This is a genomic window from uncultured Citricoccus sp., from assembly GCF_937871995.1.
Classification (GTDB): domain Bacteria; phylum Actinomycetota; class Actinomycetes; order Actinomycetales; family Micrococcaceae; genus Citricoccus.
Genome location: NZ_CALMQR010000147.1, coordinates 1 through 18,061, shown reverse-complemented (window position 1 = coordinate 18,061; position 18,061 = coordinate 1). Strand labels below are relative to the sequence as shown.

At 71.9% G+C, this 18,061-nt stretch carries 16 protein-coding genes; 6 read left to right on the top strand and 10 right to left on the bottom strand.

The window, feature by feature from the left end:
• Positions 1-2: 2 nt before the first annotated feature.
• A complete protein-coding gene (locus Q0283_RS16770; protein ID WP_183528494.1) occupies positions 3-1,211 on the top strand; it encodes a M20 family metallopeptidase in 1,209 nt (402 codons plus the stop codon).
• 97 nt (positions 1,212-1,308) lie between these two features.
• The gene (locus Q0283_RS16765; protein WP_183527316.1) at positions 1,309-2,727 is read left to right on the top strand and encodes an MFS transporter; all 1,419 of its coding nucleotides are present in this window, start codon (positions 1,309-1,311) and stop codon (positions 2,725-2,727) included.
• Positions 2,728-2,859: 132 nt separating this feature from the next.
• On the opposite strand, the gene Q0283_RS16760 is transcribed toward Q0283_RS16765, so the two are convergent.
• The 9 genes from Q0283_RS16760 to Q0283_RS16720 form a co-directional block, all read right to left on the bottom strand.
• Complete coding sequence (locus tag Q0283_RS16760) at positions 2,860-3,408, bottom strand: DUF3817 domain-containing protein (RefSeq protein ID WP_183527318.1); 549 nt, start codon at positions 3,406-3,408, stop codon at positions 2,860-2,862.
• On the bottom strand, positions 3,405-4,379 hold the full coding sequence (locus Q0283_RS16755; protein WP_183527320.1) for an SURF1 family protein: 975 nt from the start codon (positions 4,377-4,379) through the stop codon (positions 3,405-3,407). The genes Q0283_RS16760 and Q0283_RS16755 overlap by 4 nt, the downstream gene beginning before the upstream one ends.
• A gap of 9 nt (positions 4,380-4,388) precedes the next feature.
• A complete protein-coding gene (locus Q0283_RS16750) occupies positions 4,389-6,320 on the bottom strand; it encodes a glycerol-3-phosphate dehydrogenase/oxidase (RefSeq protein ID WP_298045737.1) in 1,932 nt (643 codons plus the stop codon).
• Between the two features lie 6 nt (positions 6,321-6,326).
• Complete coding sequence (locus Q0283_RS16745; protein WP_298045736.1) at positions 6,327-7,463, bottom strand: GuaB3 family IMP dehydrogenase-related protein; 1,137 nt, start codon at positions 7,461-7,463, stop codon at positions 6,327-6,329.
• 111 nt (positions 7,464-7,574) lie between these two features.
• Positions 7,575-8,516, bottom strand: a complete 942-nt coding sequence (locus Q0283_RS16740) for an AEC family transporter (RefSeq protein WP_298045734.1) — start codon at positions 8,514-8,516, stop codon at positions 7,575-7,577.
• A 23-nt stretch (positions 8,517-8,539) separates the two neighbouring features.
• Complete coding sequence (locus Q0283_RS16735; protein WP_298045732.1) at positions 8,540-9,868, bottom strand: enolase C-terminal domain-like protein; 1,329 nt, start codon at positions 9,866-9,868, stop codon at positions 8,540-8,542.
• Positions 9,865-11,484 (bottom strand): aldehyde dehydrogenase (NADP(+)), encoded by a 1,620-nt coding sequence (locus Q0283_RS16730; RefSeq protein WP_298045730.1) that lies wholly within the window; start codon positions 11,482-11,484, stop codon positions 9,865-9,867. The genes Q0283_RS16735 and Q0283_RS16730 overlap by 4 nt, the downstream gene beginning before the upstream one ends.
• Before the next feature lie 30 nt (positions 11,485-11,514).
• A complete protein-coding gene (gene kdgD / locus Q0283_RS16725; RefSeq protein ID WP_298045729.1) occupies positions 11,515-12,459 on the bottom strand; it encodes a 5-dehydro-4-deoxyglucarate dehydratase in 945 nt (314 codons plus the stop codon).
• Between the two features lie 140 nt (positions 12,460-12,599).
• On the bottom strand, positions 12,600-13,487 hold the full coding sequence (locus Q0283_RS16720) for a LysR family transcriptional regulator (protein WP_298045727.1): 888 nt from the start codon (positions 13,485-13,487) through the stop codon (positions 12,600-12,602).
• Between the two features lie 184 nt (positions 13,488-13,671).
• Between Q0283_RS16720 and Q0283_RS16715 the strand changes: the two genes are divergently transcribed.
• From Q0283_RS16715 to Q0283_RS16700, 4 genes are read left to right on the top strand one after another with little or no spacing between them, the layout of a single operon-like run.
• A complete protein-coding gene (locus tag Q0283_RS16715) occupies positions 13,672-14,670 on the top strand; it encodes a tripartite tricarboxylate transporter substrate binding protein (protein WP_298045725.1) in 999 nt (332 codons plus the stop codon).
• A 35-nt stretch (positions 14,671-14,705) separates the two neighbouring features.
• Complete coding sequence (locus Q0283_RS16710; RefSeq protein ID WP_298045723.1) at positions 14,706-15,266, top strand: tripartite tricarboxylate transporter TctB family protein; 561 nt, start codon at positions 14,706-14,708, stop codon at positions 15,264-15,266.
• Between the two features lie 28 nt (positions 15,267-15,294).
• Complete coding sequence (locus Q0283_RS16705; RefSeq protein ID WP_298045721.1) at positions 15,295-16,872, top strand: tripartite tricarboxylate transporter permease; 1,578 nt, start codon at positions 15,295-15,297, stop codon at positions 16,870-16,872.
• Entirely contained in the window at positions 16,869-17,267 is a 399-nt protein-coding gene (locus tag Q0283_RS16700) for a universal stress protein (RefSeq protein WP_298045720.1), read from the top strand. Before Q0283_RS16705 ends, Q0283_RS16700 begins: the two co-directional genes overlap by 4 nt.
• A gap of 10 nt (positions 17,268-17,277) precedes the next feature.
• On the opposite strand, the gene Q0283_RS16695 is transcribed toward Q0283_RS16700, so the two are convergent.
• On the bottom strand, positions 17,278-18,033 hold the full coding sequence (locus tag Q0283_RS16695) for a FadR/GntR family transcriptional regulator (protein WP_298045718.1): 756 nt from the start codon (positions 18,031-18,033) through the stop codon (positions 17,278-17,280).
• Between the last annotated feature and the right edge of the window lie 28 nt (positions 18,034-18,061).

The following is an 18,061-nucleotide window of genomic DNA, read 5'->3' as shown; positions in this document are numbered from 1 at the left end:
CCATGGACCAGCTGGCCTGTACCCCGCGTGAGCGCGCGGTCCTGGACCTTCTCGACCTCGATGGACTGGTGGACCTGACGCGTGCCCTGATCGACGCCGGCGGGGAGAACCCCGGCAGCACCGAGCTGGAGACGGCCCGCGTGCTGGCGACGGCCGGGCTCGCTCGCGGGCTGGCGGTGCGCACGGACGACGCGGCACCGCAACGACCGAACGTGGACGTGGAGCTGGCCCCCGGCGGGGCCGTGGGCGAGGGACCCGGACTGTTGTTCCTGGGCCATTCCGACGTGGTGCCGGCAGGACCCGGGTGGTCCCGTGAGCCGTTCCGGTCCGTCGTGGACGGCGGCCGGGTCTTCGGCCGGGGAGCCACCGACATGAAGGGCGGCCTGGCGGCCGTGCTCGTGGCCATGGACGCCCTGCGCCGCGCCGGGGCGCCGCTGACGGGGCCGGTGCGCCTGGCCTGCACCGTGGACGAGGAGGACCTGGGCCTGGGCATCCGCCACCTCACTACGCGTGGCCTCGGCCGGACCTTCGCCGGGTGCGTCGTGGCCGAGCCCACCGACCTGCAGACAGTCATCGCGTGCCGCGGGGACGCCTATCTCGAGGTGACCGTCACCGGTGTGTCCGCCCACTCCGGGCGCCCCGAGGACGGCCGCAACGCCATCGACGCCGCGTCCCGCCTGCTCGCCCTGGTCCGCGAGGACCACGAGGCCCACGCCCGCACTCCCGACCCGTTGCTGGGCTCGGCGACCTGGAACATCGGCCGGATCGACGGCGGCCGGGCCACCTCGATGGTCGCCGCGCAGTGCCACCTCTGGCTCGATCGGCGGCTGATGCCCGGTGAGGAGCCCGAGGCCATCCTGTCCGGCCTGCTCGCCGCCGCCGACCGGGCCGGCATCACCGGTGACGGGATCTCCCTGAACGGCACCGTCACCATGTCCATGCCGGGGTTCCGCACTCCCCGGGAGCACCCGCTCGTGGAGGCGGTGCACGGAGCGGTCCGGACCGTGGGCGGCCCCGACTCCATCGGCGGGTGGTCCGCGGCCTGCGACGGCGGCTTCGTGGCCCAGGACCTCGGCGTTCCCACCGTGGTCATGGGTCCCGGTGGGCTGAACGACCAGGCGCACCAGGTCGACGAGTCCGTGGCCGTCGAGGAACTGGAACTCGCGGCGCGTGCCTACGTGCTGACCGCCCTGCGCATGCTCTCCCCCTGACGGCGCCTCGCACGGACCGTCGCCGATTCCCGCATGTCCCCTCATCACCCGCACCCGGGCGCCCTCCAGGGCGCCACCCCTCCCCCTGAAGGCTGTCATGACACACCTCGACCAGACACAGCACACCCCCGGCCGCCCGGAGGGCGGTGCGGACCCGTCACCGGCCGCGGCCGGCCCCGCGGCCCCGGACGCCCGGACGGTCCACCGCGCCGTCGCGGCCTCGGCGCTCGGCAACGCCACCGAATGGTTCGACTACGGCGTGTATGCCGTCTCGGTCGTCTACCTGACGCAGAACTTCTTCCCCGGGGAGGCCGGCACGCTGCTCGCCCTGAGCACGTTCGCCCTGTCCTTCCTCGTCCGGCCGCTGGGCGGGCTGTTCTGGGGGCCGCTCGGTGACCGGCTCGGTCGGAAGAGGATCCTGGCGCTGACGATCATCCTGATGGCCGGGGCGACCTTCTGCATCGGCCTGCTGCCCACCTACGCGACCATCGGCCTCGCCGCGCCGGTCCTGCTGGTCGTGCTGCGCATGATCCAGGGCTTCTCCACCGGTGGCGAGTACGGCGGAGCGGCGACGTTCATGGCCGAGTACTCCCCGGACCGGAAGCGGGGCTTCTTCGGCAGCTTCCTGGAGTTCGGCACCCTCGGGGGCTTCGCGCTCGGCTCGCTGGTGGTCCTGCTGTCCGGCATGGCCATCGGCGAGGAGGCCATGGCGGACTGGGGCTGGCGGATCCCGTTCCTGCTCGCCGGGCCGATGGGCCTGATCGGCCTGTACCTGCGCTCCAAGCTGGCGGACTCACCGGTGTTCCTGGAGCTCGAGGAGGCGGGCCAGGCCGAGTCCTCCACCGGGACGGCGCTCAAGGACCTGGTCAGCCGGTACTGGCGCCCCATGCTCACGATGGCCGGCCTGGTCGTGGCCCTCAACGTGGTGCACTACACGCTGCTGAGCTACATGCCGACCTACCTGGAGGGCCAGACCGGCATGGACGCCCAGACGGTGCTGACCATCATGTTCGTGGCGCAGTTCGCCATGATGCTGGTCGTGCCCTTCGCCGGGGCCCTCTCGGACCGCGTCGGCCGGAAGCCGATGTGGTACGGCTCGCTGATCGGCCTGTTCGTGCTGGCCATTCCGATGTACACGCTCATGGCCAACGGCTTCTGGTGGGCGCTGCTGGGCTTCGCCGTGCTGGGCCTGCTCTTCATCCCCCAGCTGGCCACCATCTCGGCCACCTTCCCGGCCATGTTCCCCACCCAGGTGCGCTTCGCCGGTTTCGCCATCACCTACAACGTCGCCACCGCCGTCTTCGGGGGCACCGCCCCGATCGCCAACGAGGCCCTCATCGCCACCACCGGCAACCCGCTGGTCCCGGCGTACTACATGATGGGTGCCTGCGTCATCGGGCTCATCGCCGTGCGGTTCATGCGCGAGACGGCCGGGGTCTCCCTGCGCGGCACGGAGATCCCCGGGACCGGCGCGGCAGCCGCCCCCGTCCCCGCCCCCGCGCGGGCCCTCGGATAGTCCCGTCCGACCGGCCCGGGTCCCCTGGGCCGGCGCCCTGCACGCACGACGCCCGGCGGGGAGCTCCCCGCCGGGCGTCGTGCATGCGCTGGCTCGGGCCCGGTGTGGGCCCCGGGGCGCAGCGGTGTCAGGTCAGTACCGTCGGACGGCCTCGGGATGGGCGGCGAGCTCCTCGAGGGTCTCCCGGTGCACCCGCCGCTCCACGATGAAGGACAGGAACGGCACCACGCCGCCACCGGCGATCAGCAGCAGCCGCATCCCGTGCCAGCGCATGAGCGACCACAGCCGGAAGGCGGCCACGAGGTAGACCACGTACAGCCAGCCGTGGGCGATCAGCACGGCGATCGAGATGTTGAATCCGCCGGTGACGGAGTCCTCGGGCTGGAACGAGAGCGAGTTGGGGCTGCCGTCGATCGTGGTGCCGCCGGCGTAGAGCTCCGTGCCGAAGCCGTACTTGAAGATCATCTCGACCACGAGCAGCAGCAGCATGATGCCCGTGATCCACGCGCAGACCTTGTACATGGTCAGGGCGGAGCGGATCTGCTGGTGCGTGCCGGCGAAGCGGCGTGGGGCCTCCCGGCCCGGACGCGGCGGCGGCGCCGGCAGGTCCGCCTCGGTGATGTCCTCGGGGTCGGGCAGGGTGTTCGGGTCCACCGGGGGCTTCTGGTCCGGTCTGGTCACGGCTTCTCCTGGGATTGCGGGGATGGCGGGGATTGCGTCGGGGAGGCTGAGACCCCGTGGAAGCGCTCGTACTCCTCGGTGGCCCGGCGCTTGGCCTCGCGGGCCTCGGCACGGCGGCGCTCGAGCTCGCGGGCGCGCCATTCCTCGGCCCACCGGCGGTCGAGTGCCTCCTCCTCGCGTTCGCGGTTCACGTCGTCGCGGAGGAAGCGCCACCACAGGTACAGCGCGAAACCGGCGAACACCACCCACTCGATGGCGTAGAAGATGTTCATCCAGTTGTAGGTGGTCTCCTGCGGCTGCGGCCCCACGGTCACGGGTTCCAGCTCGCCGCCGGCCGCCCTCGCGCCGACCTCCCGGCCGTCGGCGTCCGCACCGGCACCAGGCTCGGCGGGGTCGTCGCCGGAGCCGCCGGCGAGCACGTCGGAAGCCACCACGAACCCGGCGTAAGAGGGCATGTCCCACAGGTTGATCAGCTCGGCCGAGGACAGGTTGGCCAGCACGTAGCCGTGCCCGGTCCGTTCCATCCCCTGCGGCTGCGGTCCCTCGGCGGGCAGCAGGCGTCCCTTGACGGACAGCTTCCCCTCGGGAGCGGGGTCCGTCCGAGCGGGGTCCTCGGTCCAGCCGCGCACCACGGGGATGACCTCGCCGGCCGGGGCGCCGTCCACGGCGAAGGCGGTGACGGCCCAGTAGCCCTCTCGCTCGCCCAGCAGCCGCGGGTGCACGAACACGTCCGTGCCGGGGACGAACCGGCCGGTCATGGTCACCACCTGGTCGGCCTCCGTGCCGAACATGGCGGCACCGGGCCGGAAGTGCGCGGTCAGGGGCACGGGCGTCTCGGTCTGCGTCAGCGGCGGCGGCGCGGAGGCGGCGTTGTCCATCTGCCACTTGCCGAGGAGCACGAAGACACCGGACACCACGAGCGCCAGGATCAGTCCGGCGATCCAGATGGGTCTCAGGGCGGTCTTCAGCACCCGTCAAGACTACGCGGTTTCTCTACCCTCCGTAGAACTCGAGGTGCTCGGCAGCCCGCCCCGGCCCGGGTCGCGCACGGAGCCGCGGGCCGCCTCGACCAGCAGCGCGTGGGCCGCCTCGTCCGTGGCCGCGTCCTGCGTGGCCAGCTGGGCCCGGACCCAGTGCCGGTAGCGGTCGGCCTCGGCGGTGGCCCGCTCGGCGTCCCAGCCGAGCAGCGGGGCCGCCAGCGTGGCGACCGGGCCGGCGGCGGCGGCACCGCCGTCGTCCACCTCGAACACCGCCCGGATCCGCCGGGCCAGCACGTCCTGGACCGAGCGAGCGCCCTCGTGCGTGACCGCGTGCACCACCTCGGCGACGAGGTGGCCGGGCAGCCCCGGCAGCTCGGCGGCCAGCTCCGGATCCGCCACGGCCAGCGCGATCACCTCCGGCGCGCCCGAACCGTAGCGGTGCAGCAGCGACTCCACCACGGCGGGGTGCAGCCCGGAGTCCGTGGCCAGCAGCGTCCGCCGGTTCCACGTGGGCACCCAGCCCTGGGCCCCCAGCAGCGGCAGGCCGGCGGTGCAGGACTCGGGGATGCCCTGCCCCGAGCCGGTGACGTCCTGTCCGGTCAGCGGCCCGGTGCCCGGCGCCCCGGGGGTGGCGACGGCGGTGTCCACGGCGTCGGCGGCCATGGTGCGGTAGGTGGTGAGCTTGCCGCCGGCCACCACGGTCAGCCCGGGCAGCGGGGTGGCCACCACGTGCTCGCGGGAGATCTTCGTGGTCGCCGTCCCGGATTCCTCGGCCGGGGGCTCCCCGATCGGCTCGGCCTCCCCGGCCGGCGTCACCAGGGGCCGCAGCCCGGCGAAGACCCCGACGACGTCGGCCCGGCTCAGCGGCTCGGCCAGCACCGCGTTGGCCGTGTCCAGCAGGTAGTCGATGTCCTGGCTCGTGGCCGCCGGCTGGTCCGGGCCGAGGTCCCAGGGCGTGTCCGTGGTGCCGATGATCCAGTGCCGGTCCCAGGGGATGACGAACAGCACCGATCTCTCCGTGCGCAGGATCAGCCCGGAGGTGGACGTGAACCGGTCCCTGGGCACCACCAGGTGGATGCCCTTGGCGGCGGTGACCCGCGGCATGCCCTCGGTGAGGGGGTGCTCGGTGCCGTCCGGGCCGCGCACGGGGATCTGCCCGGTCCAGACGCCGGTGGCGGTGATGACGCGGCGGGCGTGGACGGTGTGGCGCTGGCCCGTCTCCCGGTCCAGGACCTCGACCCCGGTGATGCCGGGGACGCCGCCGGCCGAGGGTCCGGTGCCGGTGCCGGTTCCGACGCCGAGGTAGGCCGTCACCTGGACGCGGGAGGCGCAGTGGGCGCCGTGCGTGGCGGCGGTGCGCACCAGCTCGATCACCAGCCTGGCGTCGTCCACCTGGGCGTCGTAGTAGCGGATCGCCCCGGCGTGGCTCTCGGGCCGCAGCCCGGGCGCGATCCGGGACACGGCCGCACGGCCCAGGTGCCGGTGGACCGGCAGGTGTCCGGTCCGCCCGGCGGCCATGCCGTCATAGAGCGCGAGGCCGGCCCCCACGTAGGGCCGTTCCCAGGCCTTGGCCAGGGGGTAGAGGAAGGGCACGGGCCGGACCAGGTGCGGGGCGATGTCCTCGACCAGCCGGCCCCGCTCGCGCAGGGCCTCGTGGACGAGGGGGAAGTCCAGCATCTCGAGGTAGCGCAGCCCGCCGTGCACCAGCTTCGAGGAGCGTGAGGAGGTGCCCCAGGCGTAGTCGGTGGCCTCGACCAGACCGGTGGACAGCCCCCGGGTGGCCGCGTCCACCGCGGTGCCGGCGCCGACCACTCCCCCGCCGATGACGAGCACGTCCAGCGGGTGCTCGGGAGTGGTGGCCGCCAGGACGGAGAGCGCCCGCGACCGGGACTTCGGCCCCAGGGCCCCTGCCGGCTCCACCGTCCTCGGCATGCTGGCTCAGATCTCGCGGGTCGGGGCCACGAGGACCTCGACCTTCTGGAACTCCTTGACGTCCGAGTAGCCGGAGGTGGCCATGGCGCGCTTCAGGGCACCCATCAGGTTGGAGGTGCCGTTGGTATGGTGGCTCGGGCCCCAGAGCACCTCCTGCAGGGTGCCGACGGTGCCGACCTCGGTGCGGTCCCCGCGGGGCATGTCCGCATGGGCGGCCTCCCCGCCCCAGTGCCAGCCGCGGCCGGGGGCCTCGGTGGCGCGGGCCAGGGCGGCGCCGAGCATCACGGCGTCGGCGCCCACGGCCAGGGCCTTGACGATGTCCCCGGAGGTGCCCACGCCGCCGTCGGCGATCACGTGCACGTAGCGGCCGCCGGACTCGTCCATGTAGTCCCGCCGTGCCTCGGCGATGTCCGAGATCGCGGTGGCCATCGGCACCCGGATGCCCATGGCCCGCCGGGTGGTGGAGGAGGCGCCGCCGCCGAAGCCGACGAGCACGCCGGCGGCACCGGTGCGCATCAGGTGCAGGGCCGGGGTGTACCCGGCCGCGCCGCCCACGATCACGGGGACGTCGAGCTCGTAGATGAACTTCTTCAGGTCCAACGGCTCGCGGTTCTGGGAGACGTGCTCGGCGGACACCGTGGTGCCGCGGATGACGAACATGTCCACGCCGGCGGCCAGCACGGTCTCGTAGTACTCCTGGGTGTGCTGCGGGGTCAGGGACCCGGCCACCACCACACCGGCCTCACGGATCTGGGCCAGCCGCTCGGTGATGAGCTCGGGCTGGATGGGCTGGGAGTAGATCTCCTGCAGGCGCCGGGTGTTGGACGGCGAGTAGTTGGTCGGCTCGAACGCGGCGATCTCCTCGATCACCGGGGTGGGGTCCTCGTACCGGGTCCACAGCCCCTCGAGGTTCAGCACGCCCATGCCGCCGAGCTTGCCCAGGGCGATCGCGGTGTCCGGGCTCATCACGGAGTCCATGGGGGCGCCGATGACCGGCATCTCGAAGGTGAACGCGTCGATCTGCCACCCGATGGAGACGTCCTCGGGGTCCCTGGTGCGCCGCGTGGGCACCACCGCGATGTCATCCAGTGCGAATGCCTGACGTCCCCGCTTGCCGCGGCCGATCTCGATCTGCTGAGTCACGCTTTCCAGCCTAGTGCAGACCTCGGACCCGCCGCGGACCGCACCGTCCGTCGAGTCAGCCGGCGCCGGGGACCACCGAGGGGGCCAGGCCCGCGTGCCCCGACGGGGCGTTCAGGGCCCCAGCAGGAGCGCCACCGCCAGGATCACCGGCAGGGACAGCACCGCGGAGGTGAAGACGATGTCCCGCACCAGCAGGTTGGGCAGCCTGAACTGGCTGGAGAACAGGAAGACGTTCTGGGCGGTCGGCAGCGCGGCCATGGCCACGACGCCGAACAGTTCCATGCCCTGCAGCCCCCAGGCGTGGTGACCCAGGAGCCAGGCCGCGACCGGCATCAGGATCAGCTTGACGAAGGACCCCCACGCGATGTCCGGGACCAGCACCCGGTCCCGGAACGGACGCTGTGAGGCCAGCGAGAGGCCGAACACGAACAGCAGCAGGGGGATGGAGGCCCGGCCGAGCATGTCCATCGGTGTCCAGATGACCTCGGGAGGGACCCAGTCCACGAGTGCCAGGACGGCACCGGCGGCGGTGGCGACGGTGACCGGGTTGGCCACGGATCTCAGCACCGTCCTCCCCAGGCGGGGCTGGGAGGATCCGGCCTGTCGGGAGCACCAGCCGAAGACGGTGAGGTAGACCGGGGCGATGAGCAGCAGCTGGGTCACCAGCACGGACACGGCGGGCGCGGAACCGCCCACCGCGTAGATCGCGATGGGCAGGCCGATGTTCCCGGCGTTGACGTAGGACGAGGCCATGGCGCCGACGGCGGTCTGGCCGGCGGTGCGCCGGAGCACCAGTCTGCTGCCGAGCGCGTAGCAGCCACCGGCGACGACCGCCGTGACGAGGGCGACGGGGGCATAGACGCCCACCAACGCCCCGAGGTCGATCTCCGCCACCAGCACCACCATGAGCAGCGGGTTGGTGACGTAGTAGATGGCCGGGGTGAGGCCCTGCTGGATGAGAGCCGTGGTGGCCCGTGGAAGCAGCGCGGCGGCCAGCAGCCCGATCCCGGTGATGACCAGGACGATGCTGAAGCCGAGGAGCACTCCTTCCACGGGCGGCGGGTTCCCGGTCCGCGCTAGCGGACGAGGCAGGGTCGCTTGGCGTCGAACTCCCACCCCGGGATCAGGTACTGCATGGACACGGCGTCGTCACGGGCGCCCAGGCCGTGCTCGAGGTACAGCCGGTGCGCCTCGGCCAGGCGTTCGCGGTCCAGTTCGATGCCCAGGCCCGGCGCGTCCGGCACGCGGACCTCGCCGTCGGAGATCCGCAGCGGATCGGTGGTGAGACCCTGGCCGTCCTGCCAGATCCAGTGGGTGTCCAGGGCGGTGATCTCCCCCGGTGCGGCGGCGCCGACGTGGGTGAACATGGCCAGGGAGATGTCGAAGTGGTTGTTCGAGTGCGACCCCCAGGTCAGGCCGAACTCGTGGCACAACTGCGCCACGCGGACGGACCCGGCCATGGTCCAGAAGTGCGGGTCGGCCAGCGGGATGTCCACGGCATTGGTGCGGATGGCGTGGGCCATCTGCCGCCAGTCGGTGGCGATCATGTTGGTGGCGGTCTGCAGGCCCGTGGCGCGGCGGAACTCGGCCATCACCTCGCGGCCGGAGAACCCGCCCTCGGCACCGCAGGGGTCCTCGGCATAGGCCACGACGCCCTGCATGCGCCGGCCGAGCCGGATCGCGTCCTGGAGCAGCCAGCCGCCATTGGGGTCCAGCGTGATGCGCGCGTCCGGGAAGCGTTCCTTGAGGGCCGTCACCGCGTCCACCTCGAGGTCGCCGGACTGGACGCCGCCCTTGAGCTTGAAGTCCTGGAACCCGTAACGGGCCTGGGCCGCCTCGGCCAGGCGCACCACGGCGTCCGGGGTCATGGCCTCCTCCCGGCGGATCCGCTCCCAGTCGTCCGCACCGTGCGGTTCCCGCAGGTAGGGCAGGTCGGTGCCGTCCGGATCGCCGATGTAGAACAGGTAGCCCAGCATCGGCACGGACTCCCGCTGCTGGCCGTCGCCCAGCAGTTCGGCCACGGGCACGCCGAGGAACTGTCCGTGCAGGTCCAGCAGCGCCGACTCGATCGCGGTGACGGCGTGGACGGTGGTGCGCAGGTCGAAGGTCTGCAGACCGCGCCCGCCGGCGTCCCGGTCGGCGAAGGCCGTGGCGATCCCCCGCAGCAGGCTGCGGTACCGGGCCACCGGCTGGCCGGTGATCCGGAGCCCCGCCTCCTCGACCGTGCCGCGGATCCTCTCCCCGCCGGGCACCTCACCCAGGCCCGTGCGGCCCTCGGAGTCGGTGATGATGACGATGTTGCGGGTGAAGAACGGCCCGTGGGCCCCGGAGAGGTTCAGCAGCATCGAGTCGTGCCCCGCCACGGGCACGACCTCGACGCCGGCGATCGTGGGCTGGCCGGTCATCGCTCACCACCGGTCTCGAGCGTGATCTCGCCGTCGACCCGGCGGTTCAGGTGCCACGGGTTGGCGTCGCGCACCGGCGCCGGCAGCAGCGCCTCGGGCAGGTCCTGGTACGCCAGCGGACGGAGGAAACGCTCGATCGCCAGGGTGCCGACCGACGTCGTGCGCGAGTCCGAGGTGGCCGGGAACGGGCCGCCGTGGACCATGGCGTGCCCGACCTCGACGCCGGTGGGCCAGCCGTTGACGAGGATGCGTCCGACCTTGCGCTCCAGTTCCGGGATGAGCGGAGCCGCCGCGGCGTGGTCGGCCTCGGTCAGGTGCAGGGTGGCCGTCAGCTGGCCCTCCAGCGCGCGGGTGGCCGCGACCAGTTCGTCCAGGGAGGAGTAGCGGATGAACAGGGAGGCCGCCCCGAAGATCTCCTCGTGGAGCACCTCGTTGGACCGGAAGGTGTCCACGTCGGTGCCGTAGACCACCGGGGCCGGGGCGTTCTCGGTGGCCCCGTCCCGGCCCTGGCCCACCGCGGCCACGCCCTGCTGGGCAGAGAGGTGCGCGACGCCGTCGGTCCAGGACTTCGCGATCCCGGCGGTGAGCATGGTCTGTCCGTCCTTCTCGGCCACGGCGCGGGACACCGCGGCACTGAAGCGGTCGCCGTCCTCGCCGGCGGGGACGAAGACGAGCCCCGGAGCGGTGCACAACTGGCCGGAGGATCCGGTCAGGGAGGTCACGAAGGCGGCGGCCAACGAGTCCAGGTCCTGCTGGCTGCCGGCGAGCGCCCCGGCGAAGAAGTAGACCGGGTTGATCGAGCTCATCTCGGCGTACACCGGGATCGGCTCCGGACGGGCGGCGGCGGTGGCCATCAGCGCGGTGCCACCGGCGCGGGAACCGGTGAAGCCGATGGCCTTGATCCGCGGGTCCGCGGCGAGCGCCTGGCCCACCGAGGAGCCCGGCCCGTAGATGAGGGAGAAGACCCCCGGGTGCAGCCCGAGGTCCCGCACGGCCTCGGTGATGGCCCGGCCGACGATCTCCCCGGTGCCGGGGTGGGCGTTGTGGGCCTTGAAGACCACGGGGCAGCCCGCGGCCAGGGCCGAGGCGGTGTCACCCCCGGCGGTGGAGAACGCCAGCGGGAAGTTGCTGGCGCCGAAGACGCCCACCGGCCCCAGGGGGACCTTGCGCTGGCGGATGTCCGCACGCGGCACGGGCGTGCGGTCCGGCTGGGCCGGATCGATGCGGACCCCGTGGTGGTCGCCCTGGCGGACGACGCGGGCGAAGAGCCGGAGCTGGCCGGTGGTGCGGCCGGTCTCCCCCCTCAACCGGGCCTCGGGCAGCCCGGTCTCGGCCATGGCGCGGGCCACGAGCTCGTCCCGGACGGCCTCGATGTTCTCGGCGATCCGGTCGAGGAAGTCCGCGTGGGTCCCCGGGTCGAGGGTGCTGAAGGAGGCGAAGGCCTCCTCGGCGGCGGCGGTGGCGCGGGCCAGCTGCTCGTTGTCGATGAGCGAGTACGCCGGCTCGAGCCGCTCATTGGTGGCCGGGTCGTGGCCGTGGGCGGTGCCGCCGTTCCCCGGCAGCGATGCGCCGGCGACGATCGAGTGGCCGGTCAGTGCGGTCTGGGTCAAGGTCATGGTTGCTCCTTCGGGTCGGTCAGGAGGGGTTCAGGCCACCGGTGCCGGGGAGGCCGGGCGCACCCCGGCCCTCTCGATCAGGGCGGACAGGTCGCTGCGGTCCTGCTCGGAGAGGTCGTGCAGCGGAGGACGGACGATTCCGGCCTGGCGGCCGATGGCCTGCAGCCCGGCCTTGACGATGGAGACGCCGAAGCCCTTGCCGCGGTCGCGGATGTCCAGGTAGGGAAGCACGAAGCGGTTGAGCTTCTCGGTGACGGCCTCCCGGTCCTGGCGGCGCACGTCCGCGTAGAACTCGAGGGCGAACTCGGGGACGAAGTTGAACATCGCCGAGGAGTAGGTGCTCATGCCCAGCTGCAGCAGCGGCAGGGCGTAGGTCTCGGCGGTCGGCAGGCCGCCGAGGTAGAACATCCGGTCGCCGTTGCGGGCATAGACCTTGGACAGGTGCTCGATGTCGCCGATGGCGTCCTTGAAGCCGATGAAGTTCTCGTGGCGGCGGGCCAGCTCGGCGACGGTCTCGGCCGAGTAGATGGCGTTGGCGCGGTTGTAGACGATGACGGCCGTCCGGGTGGAGCCGATGACGGCGGAGGCGTGCTCCAGCAGGCCCTGCTGGTCGCATTCGGTCAGGTAGGGCGGCAGCAGGAGGATCCCCTCGGCGCCGGCCTCCTCGGAGGACCGGGCCTGGGCGATGGCCTGCCGGGTGGACCCTCCCGCGGAGCCGAGCACCGGCACCTCGGGGCGGGAGGACTCGACGGCGGCGCGCACCACCTGGGCGTGCTCCTCGTTCGTCAGGGAGAAGCCCTCCCCGGTGCCGCCGGCGGCGAACAGGCCCGCGACGTCGTGACCGGACTGCCAGGCCACGTGCTCACGCAGGGCGGCCTCGTCCACGGACAGGTCCTGGGCGAAGGGCGTGACGGGGAAGGACAGCAGGCCGTCCTTCAGGCGGGCGGCGAGTTCAAGCGGGGTGTAGTGGGCCACGAAGAGCATCCTCCTGGTCGGCAGCGCGGAGCGTCCGTGCTGGGGTCTGGACGGCAACCTGGCCGTTCACTGACCACCGTAGGAACGCCTCATCATTCCTGTCCAAGCCCGAGTTTGTATCCTTCAATACCTTGGCGGCATCACCACTCGCCTCCGGCGTCCAGGAGTTCCAGCACCCGCTGCATGGCCGGGTTGGCGTTGCGCTGGTTCCAGATGAGGTGGAGCTGGACGGTCCCCCGCGCCCGTTCGCTGAGGTCGAGGTACTGGACGCCGTCGACCCCCAGCAGCCTGGCGCTGGCGGGCACGAAGGCCACTCCCCGCCCGGCCCGCACCAGGGCCACCATCGTGGTGATCTGCCCCACGGTGTGGACGACCTGCCCGTGGTCGACGGGGAACAGTCGCACGATCAGGTCGTAGAAGTAACGCGCCGTCAGGGGCGAGTGCATGATCAGCGGGATGCCCCGGAGGTCCTGTTCGCCGATGCCGCCCCGGACCTCCGCCAGCGGGTGACCGGAGGGAACGGCCAGGACGAGGTCCTCGGCCAGCAGCAGGTGCGACTCGAAGGTCTCGGCATCGAAGGGGGGCCGGGCCAGCCCGAGGTCCAGGGACCCCTCCAGGAGCGCGGCGGCCTGCTGCCGGCTGACCAGTTCGGACAGCTCGAGCGTGATCCTCGGCAGGGCCTCCGAGATCGCGGTCAGGACCTCTCCCAGCACGCCGAACCCGGCGGCGGCCGTGAAGCCGATGCGGACGACGCCCTCCTGGCCGGACGCGATGGAGCGGGCCGCGGCCGGAGCCCGGTCCGCGGCGGCCAGCAGTTCCCGGGACTCGGCCAGGAAGGCCCGGCCCGCGGCGGTGAGCTCCACGTTGCGGTGGTCCCGGTTCAGGAGGGTGACCTGCAGGGAGCGCTCCAGCTTCTGGATCTGCCGGCTCAGGGGCGGCTGGGTCATCTGCAGGCGCTCCGCCGCCCGGCCGAAGTGCAGCTCCTCTGCCACTGACACGAAACACCGGATCTGGTCGAGCGTAAACATGATGCCTTTCGAGTATCACAACATGCAGGATGGGGCTTGGACATGCATCCTACGGACTTCATAGGCTCCTGGAGCAACCGGTTCGTGAGCCACTTCACACCGCGTCCCGTGGTCGTCCGGAGTCCCCACCGGACCGGCAAAGATCCACGGCATCGACATACCGAACCTCTAGGAGCGAACGGCCATGACGTTCTTCACCACTCGCCGCACAGTCCTCTCCGTGGCATCCGCCGCCGCGCTGCTCTCCGTGACCGCTTGCGGCGGCAACGTGGGCGGCGGCACCGCCGACGCAGCCGATTTCCCCAGCGGCCCCGTCAACATCACCGTGGGCCAGGCGCCGGGTGGTTCCACCGACCTGATCGCCCGCGCCGTCGGTGAGGGCATGTCCGAGGACCTCGACCAGCCGGTCACCGTGGTGAACCAGCCCGGGGCCAACGGGGCGGTGGCCACCAAGGAGGTGTCCGGCAAGGCGGCGGACGGCTACGAGCTCGTGCTGCTGAACGCCTCCCTGATCACGATCACCCCGCTCGCGGTCTCCGAGGACGAGGCGGTCACCCTGGACGACCTCGACGTCATCAAGGGCCTGTCCCAGGACGACTACGTGCTCGTGGCCTCCGCGAAGTCCGGCTTCGAGAACCTCGAGGACATCCAGGCCGCCGGGAACCTGACCTACGGCACCACCGGCGTGGGCACCGGTTCTCAGCTGGCCCAGGCCGTCCTCTTCGCCGAGGCCGGCATCGACGGCACGGAGGTTCCCTTCGACTCGGGCTCCCCCGCACTCACCGCCGTCATGGGCGACCAGGTCCAGGTGGCGACGATCCAGCTCGGCGAGGCCAAGCCGCAGATCGACGCCGGCACCGTCACCCCGATCATGACCTTCTCGGCCGAGCGCAACGAGTTCCTGCCGGACACCCCGACCGCCACCGAGGCCGGGTACGACATCCCGGTTTCCCAGTACCGCGCACTCGCCGCGCCGAAGGGACTGCCCGAGGAGGTCAAGACCCGCCTGGCGGAATCCGCGGACGCCGCCCTGGCCACCGAGGCCTACCAGTCCTTCAACCAGGACAACCTGCTGACCCCGCACGAGATCTCGGGCGAAGAGGTCACCGAGGAGTGGAACTCGCTGCGGGACCGCTACGCCGAGCTCGTCGAGGAGCACGACATCTCCCTGACCGGGAACTGATTCCCCTGGCCACGGCAACTGATCGGATCGAGCCCATGCCCCTTCCCGCCCGCGAGCACCTGGACGGCCCCGTCGAGACCACCGACCCCCTCGACCCGGTCGAGGCGCAGACACCGGAGGAACTGGTCGCCCAGTGGGAGGCCGAGGCCCCACCGCAGGCCGGCCCGGTCGCCAACCTGGCGGCCAGCCTGGTGGTCCTGGCCCTCGGCATCGGCGGCATCGTCCTCGCGGTGGGGCTCGGCATCGGGACCGCGTCCTCGCCCGGCCCGGGGACCTGGCCGCTCGCCGTGAGCGTGCTGGTCACGGTGCTGGCGCTGGCCCAGGCCGTGATCGGCCGTCACGGAGGCCAGGGGGGCGAGAAGTTCACGCGGTACTCGTGGATCACCCTCATCGGCTTCCTGACCCTCGTCGCCATGGTGGTGCTGATCCCCCTCATCGGTTTCGAGATCCCGGCACTGTTGCTGTGCCTCGTGTGGATGAGGTTCCTGGGCGGTGAGGGCTGGCGGTCGACCATCGTCTACTCCCTGCTCATCGTCGCGGCGTTCTACGCCATCTTCATCGCGGCACTGGGGACCTCCATCCCCCACCTGATCTGACCCCGACGAACCGCGAAGGACCACCCCCGTGGAATTCCTCCAACCAGTCCTGGACGGCTTCGGCGTCGTCCTCGAACCCACCAACCTGCTCTACTGCCTGCTCGGCGTCACCATCGGCATGCTCATCGGCGTGCTGCCCGGCCTCGGCCCCGCAGCCACGATCGCCATCCTGCTGCCGCTGACCTACGGTGTCGAACCGGTCACCGCCATCATCATGCTGGCCGGCATCTTCTACGGCGCCCAGTACGGCGGCACCATCACCTCCGTGCTGCTGCGGCTGCCCGGCGAGGCCAGCGCGGTGGTGACCGTCTTCGACGGCTACCAGTTGGCCAAGCAGGGCAAGGCCGGCACGGCGCTGGGCATCGCCGCCATCGGCTCCTTCGTCGGCGGCACCGTGGCCATCATCGGCCTGACGTTCCTGGCGCCGCTCGTGGCCGGCTTCGCCCTGGACTTCGGCCCCCCGGAGTACGCAGCCCTGGCCCTGCTGGGCATCCTGCTGGTGGCCACCATCAGCAACGGCCCGAAGGTCAAGGCCCTCATCGCCGCCGCGGTCGGACTGCTCCTGGCCACGGTCGGCCGGGACGCCTTCACCGGCGCGGAGCGCTTCACCTTCGGCAATCTCTCCCTGGCGGACGGGATCGACTTCGTCCCCGTCGCCATGGGCCTGTTCGGCGTCGGAGAGATCCTGTACAACCTGGAGGAGCGCCACCGGGCCGCCAAGGCCCCCACCTCCGTCAAGAACGTGTGGCCCTCGCGCCAGGACCTGAGGACCTCCGCCCCGGCCATCGGGCGCGGATCGGTGCTCGGCTTCTTCCTCGGCATCCTGCCCGGCGGCGGCGCGACCATCGCGTCCCTGGCCGGTTATGCGGTGGAGAAGAAGGTCGCCAAGGACCCCTCGCGGTTCGGCAAGGGTGCCGTCGAGGGCGTCGCCGGCCCGGAGACCGCCAACAACGCGGCCGCCACGAGCTCCTTCATCCCCCTGCTGACGCTCGGCATCCCCGCCAACGCCACCATGGCCATCATCTTCGGCGCCCTGCTCATCCAGGGCGTCACGCCCGGACCCGAGCTCATCAACGCCCACCCGGACCTGTTCTGGGGCGTGGTGAACTCCATGTACATCGGCAACATCCTGCTGCTGATCATGGCCATCCCCCTGATCGGCGTCTTCGTGCGGATCCTGCGCGTGCGCGCCGCCATCCTGGCGCCCATCACGGCCCTGATCACCCTGCTGGGCGCCTACACGATCCGGAACTCCATGTTCGACGTGCTGCTCGTGGTCGTCTTCGGCGCGGTCGGCTACCTCATGAAGAAGTTCGGGTTCGAGCCCGGGCCCCTGGTGCTGGCCTTCGTCCTCGGCGCCCTGCTCGAGTCCAGTCTGCGCCGCTCCCTGCTCGTGCTGGACGGCAACCTGCTGGGCATGATGGGCCGCCCGATCTCGGCCACCCTGGTGATCCTGTTCGTGGCCGTGGCCGTCTTCCCCCTGATCAAGTCCCTCCTCGACCGCCGCACGCACCATGCCGTGGTGGACGAGGCCCTGCGGAGCGGACCTGCGCCCCATGCCGCGTCCGGCACCCCGTCCGATACCCACACGAAGGAGAACGCATGAGCATCCTGGTCGGATACGTCCCCACCCCCGTGGGCGAAGCGGCCATGGCCGCCGCCATCCAGGAGGCCACCCTCCGGGACGTGGAGCTGCTGATCGTCAATTCCCAGCGGGAGGGAGTGCTGGCGGATCCGTCGGTGGCCTCCGACGCTGACATCGAGCGCGTCGCCGACGCCGCACAGGACGCCGGAGTGAACGCCACGGTGCTTCGTCCCACCCACCGGGACGACCTGACCGACGCCATCCTCGACCTGGCCCAGGAACACGATGTGGACCTGATCGTCATCGGACTGCGACGGCGCACCCAGGTCGGCAAGTTCATCATGGGATCGCACGCCCAGCGGATCCTGCTCCAGGCCGACCGGCCCGTGCTGGCGGTGAAGGAGGACTCCGCCTGACCGTACCGGCTCAGTCCGTGGACCGGCCCGTCGATTCCGCCAGGAACCGGCGGGCCGAGTTGCGCAGGTGGCCGCGCATGGCGGCGGCGGCACCCAGGGCGTCCCCGGCAGCGACGGCGGCCGCGACGGCTGCGTGTTCGGCCGCCACCACGGCGGAGCGCCGGCCGGCACCGGCCTCCTCACCGGACTGGTCCAGGCGGGCGCGTGGCATGGCGATCATGGCCGGCCCGAGGACGTCCAGGGCCTGCAGCAGCAGGGGGTTGCCCGAGGCCTCGGCGACCGAGCGGTGGAAGGCGAAGTCGAGGGCGAGCAGCTCTGCCGGCTGGGCGGGAATCCCTGCGCGGGCCCGCTCGGCGAAGGCCCGCTCCGCTCGGGTCACGGCGTCTGCGGACTCGCCGCTGCGGCGCGCGGCGGCCAGCGCCGCGGCCTCGGACTCGATGGCCACCCGGTAGTCGATGAGGTCCAGGCGCTCGGCGAGGGTCGAGGCCGGAACCTCGTGGGGCACCTGCGCCCCCACGCCGGCACCTGACGGCGGGGTGAGCACGAAGCTGCCGCTGCCGCGCCGGGTGTGGACCAGGCCCTCGGCCTGCAACCGCGTCATGGCCTCGCGGACCACCGTGCGGCTGACTCCGTGCTCGGCCACCAGCTGGTTCTCGCTGGGCAACTTGTGGCCGACGGCCAGCTCGCCGCTGACGATGCGCCGGCGCAGGTGGTCCACGAGGACCTCGGTGCGCGAGGTGCCGGCACGGGGCGCTGTGGGATTCATGGACACATTCTGGCAGGCACATACCTCC

What these genes read in the sequence shown, in the direction of transcription:
- Q0283_RS16695 (WP_298045718.1), bottom strand. Translation starts at nt 18,033, where the DNA reads ATGAATCCCACAGCGCCCCGTGCCGGCACCTCGCGCACCGAGGTCCTC.
- Q0283_RS16770 (WP_183528494.1), top strand. Translation starts at nt 3, where the DNA reads ATGGACCAGCTGGCCTGTACCCCGCGTGAGCGCGCGGTCCTGGACCTT.
- Q0283_RS16710 (WP_298045723.1), top strand. Translation starts at nt 14,706, where the DNA reads ATGCCCCTTCCCGCCCGCGAGCACCTGGACGGCCCCGTCGAGACCACC.
- Q0283_RS16750 (WP_298045737.1), bottom strand. Translation starts at nt 6,320, where the DNA reads ATGCCGAGGACGGTGGAGCCGGCAGGGGCCCTGGGGCCGAAGTCCCGG.
- Q0283_RS16720 (WP_298045727.1), bottom strand. Translation starts at nt 13,487, where the DNA reads ATGTTTACGCTCGACCAGATCCGGTGTTTCGTGTCAGTGGCAGAGGAG.
- Q0283_RS16715 (WP_298045725.1), top strand. Translation starts at nt 13,672, where the DNA reads ATGACGTTCTTCACCACTCGCCGCACAGTCCTCTCCGTGGCATCCGCC.
- Q0283_RS16765 (WP_183527316.1), top strand. Translation starts at nt 1,309, where the DNA reads ATGACACACCTCGACCAGACACAGCACACCCCCGGCCGCCCGGAGGGC.
- Q0283_RS16735 (WP_298045732.1), bottom strand. Translation starts at nt 9,868, where the DNA reads ATGACCGGCCAGCCCACGATCGCCGGCGTCGAGGTCGTGCCCGTGGCG.
- Q0283_RS16700 (WP_298045720.1), top strand. Translation starts at nt 16,869, where the DNA reads ATGAGCATCCTGGTCGGATACGTCCCCACCCCCGTGGGCGAAGCGGCC.
- Q0283_RS16730 (WP_298045730.1), bottom strand. Translation starts at nt 11,484, where the DNA reads ATGACCTTGACCCAGACCGCACTGACCGGCCACTCGATCGTCGCCGGC.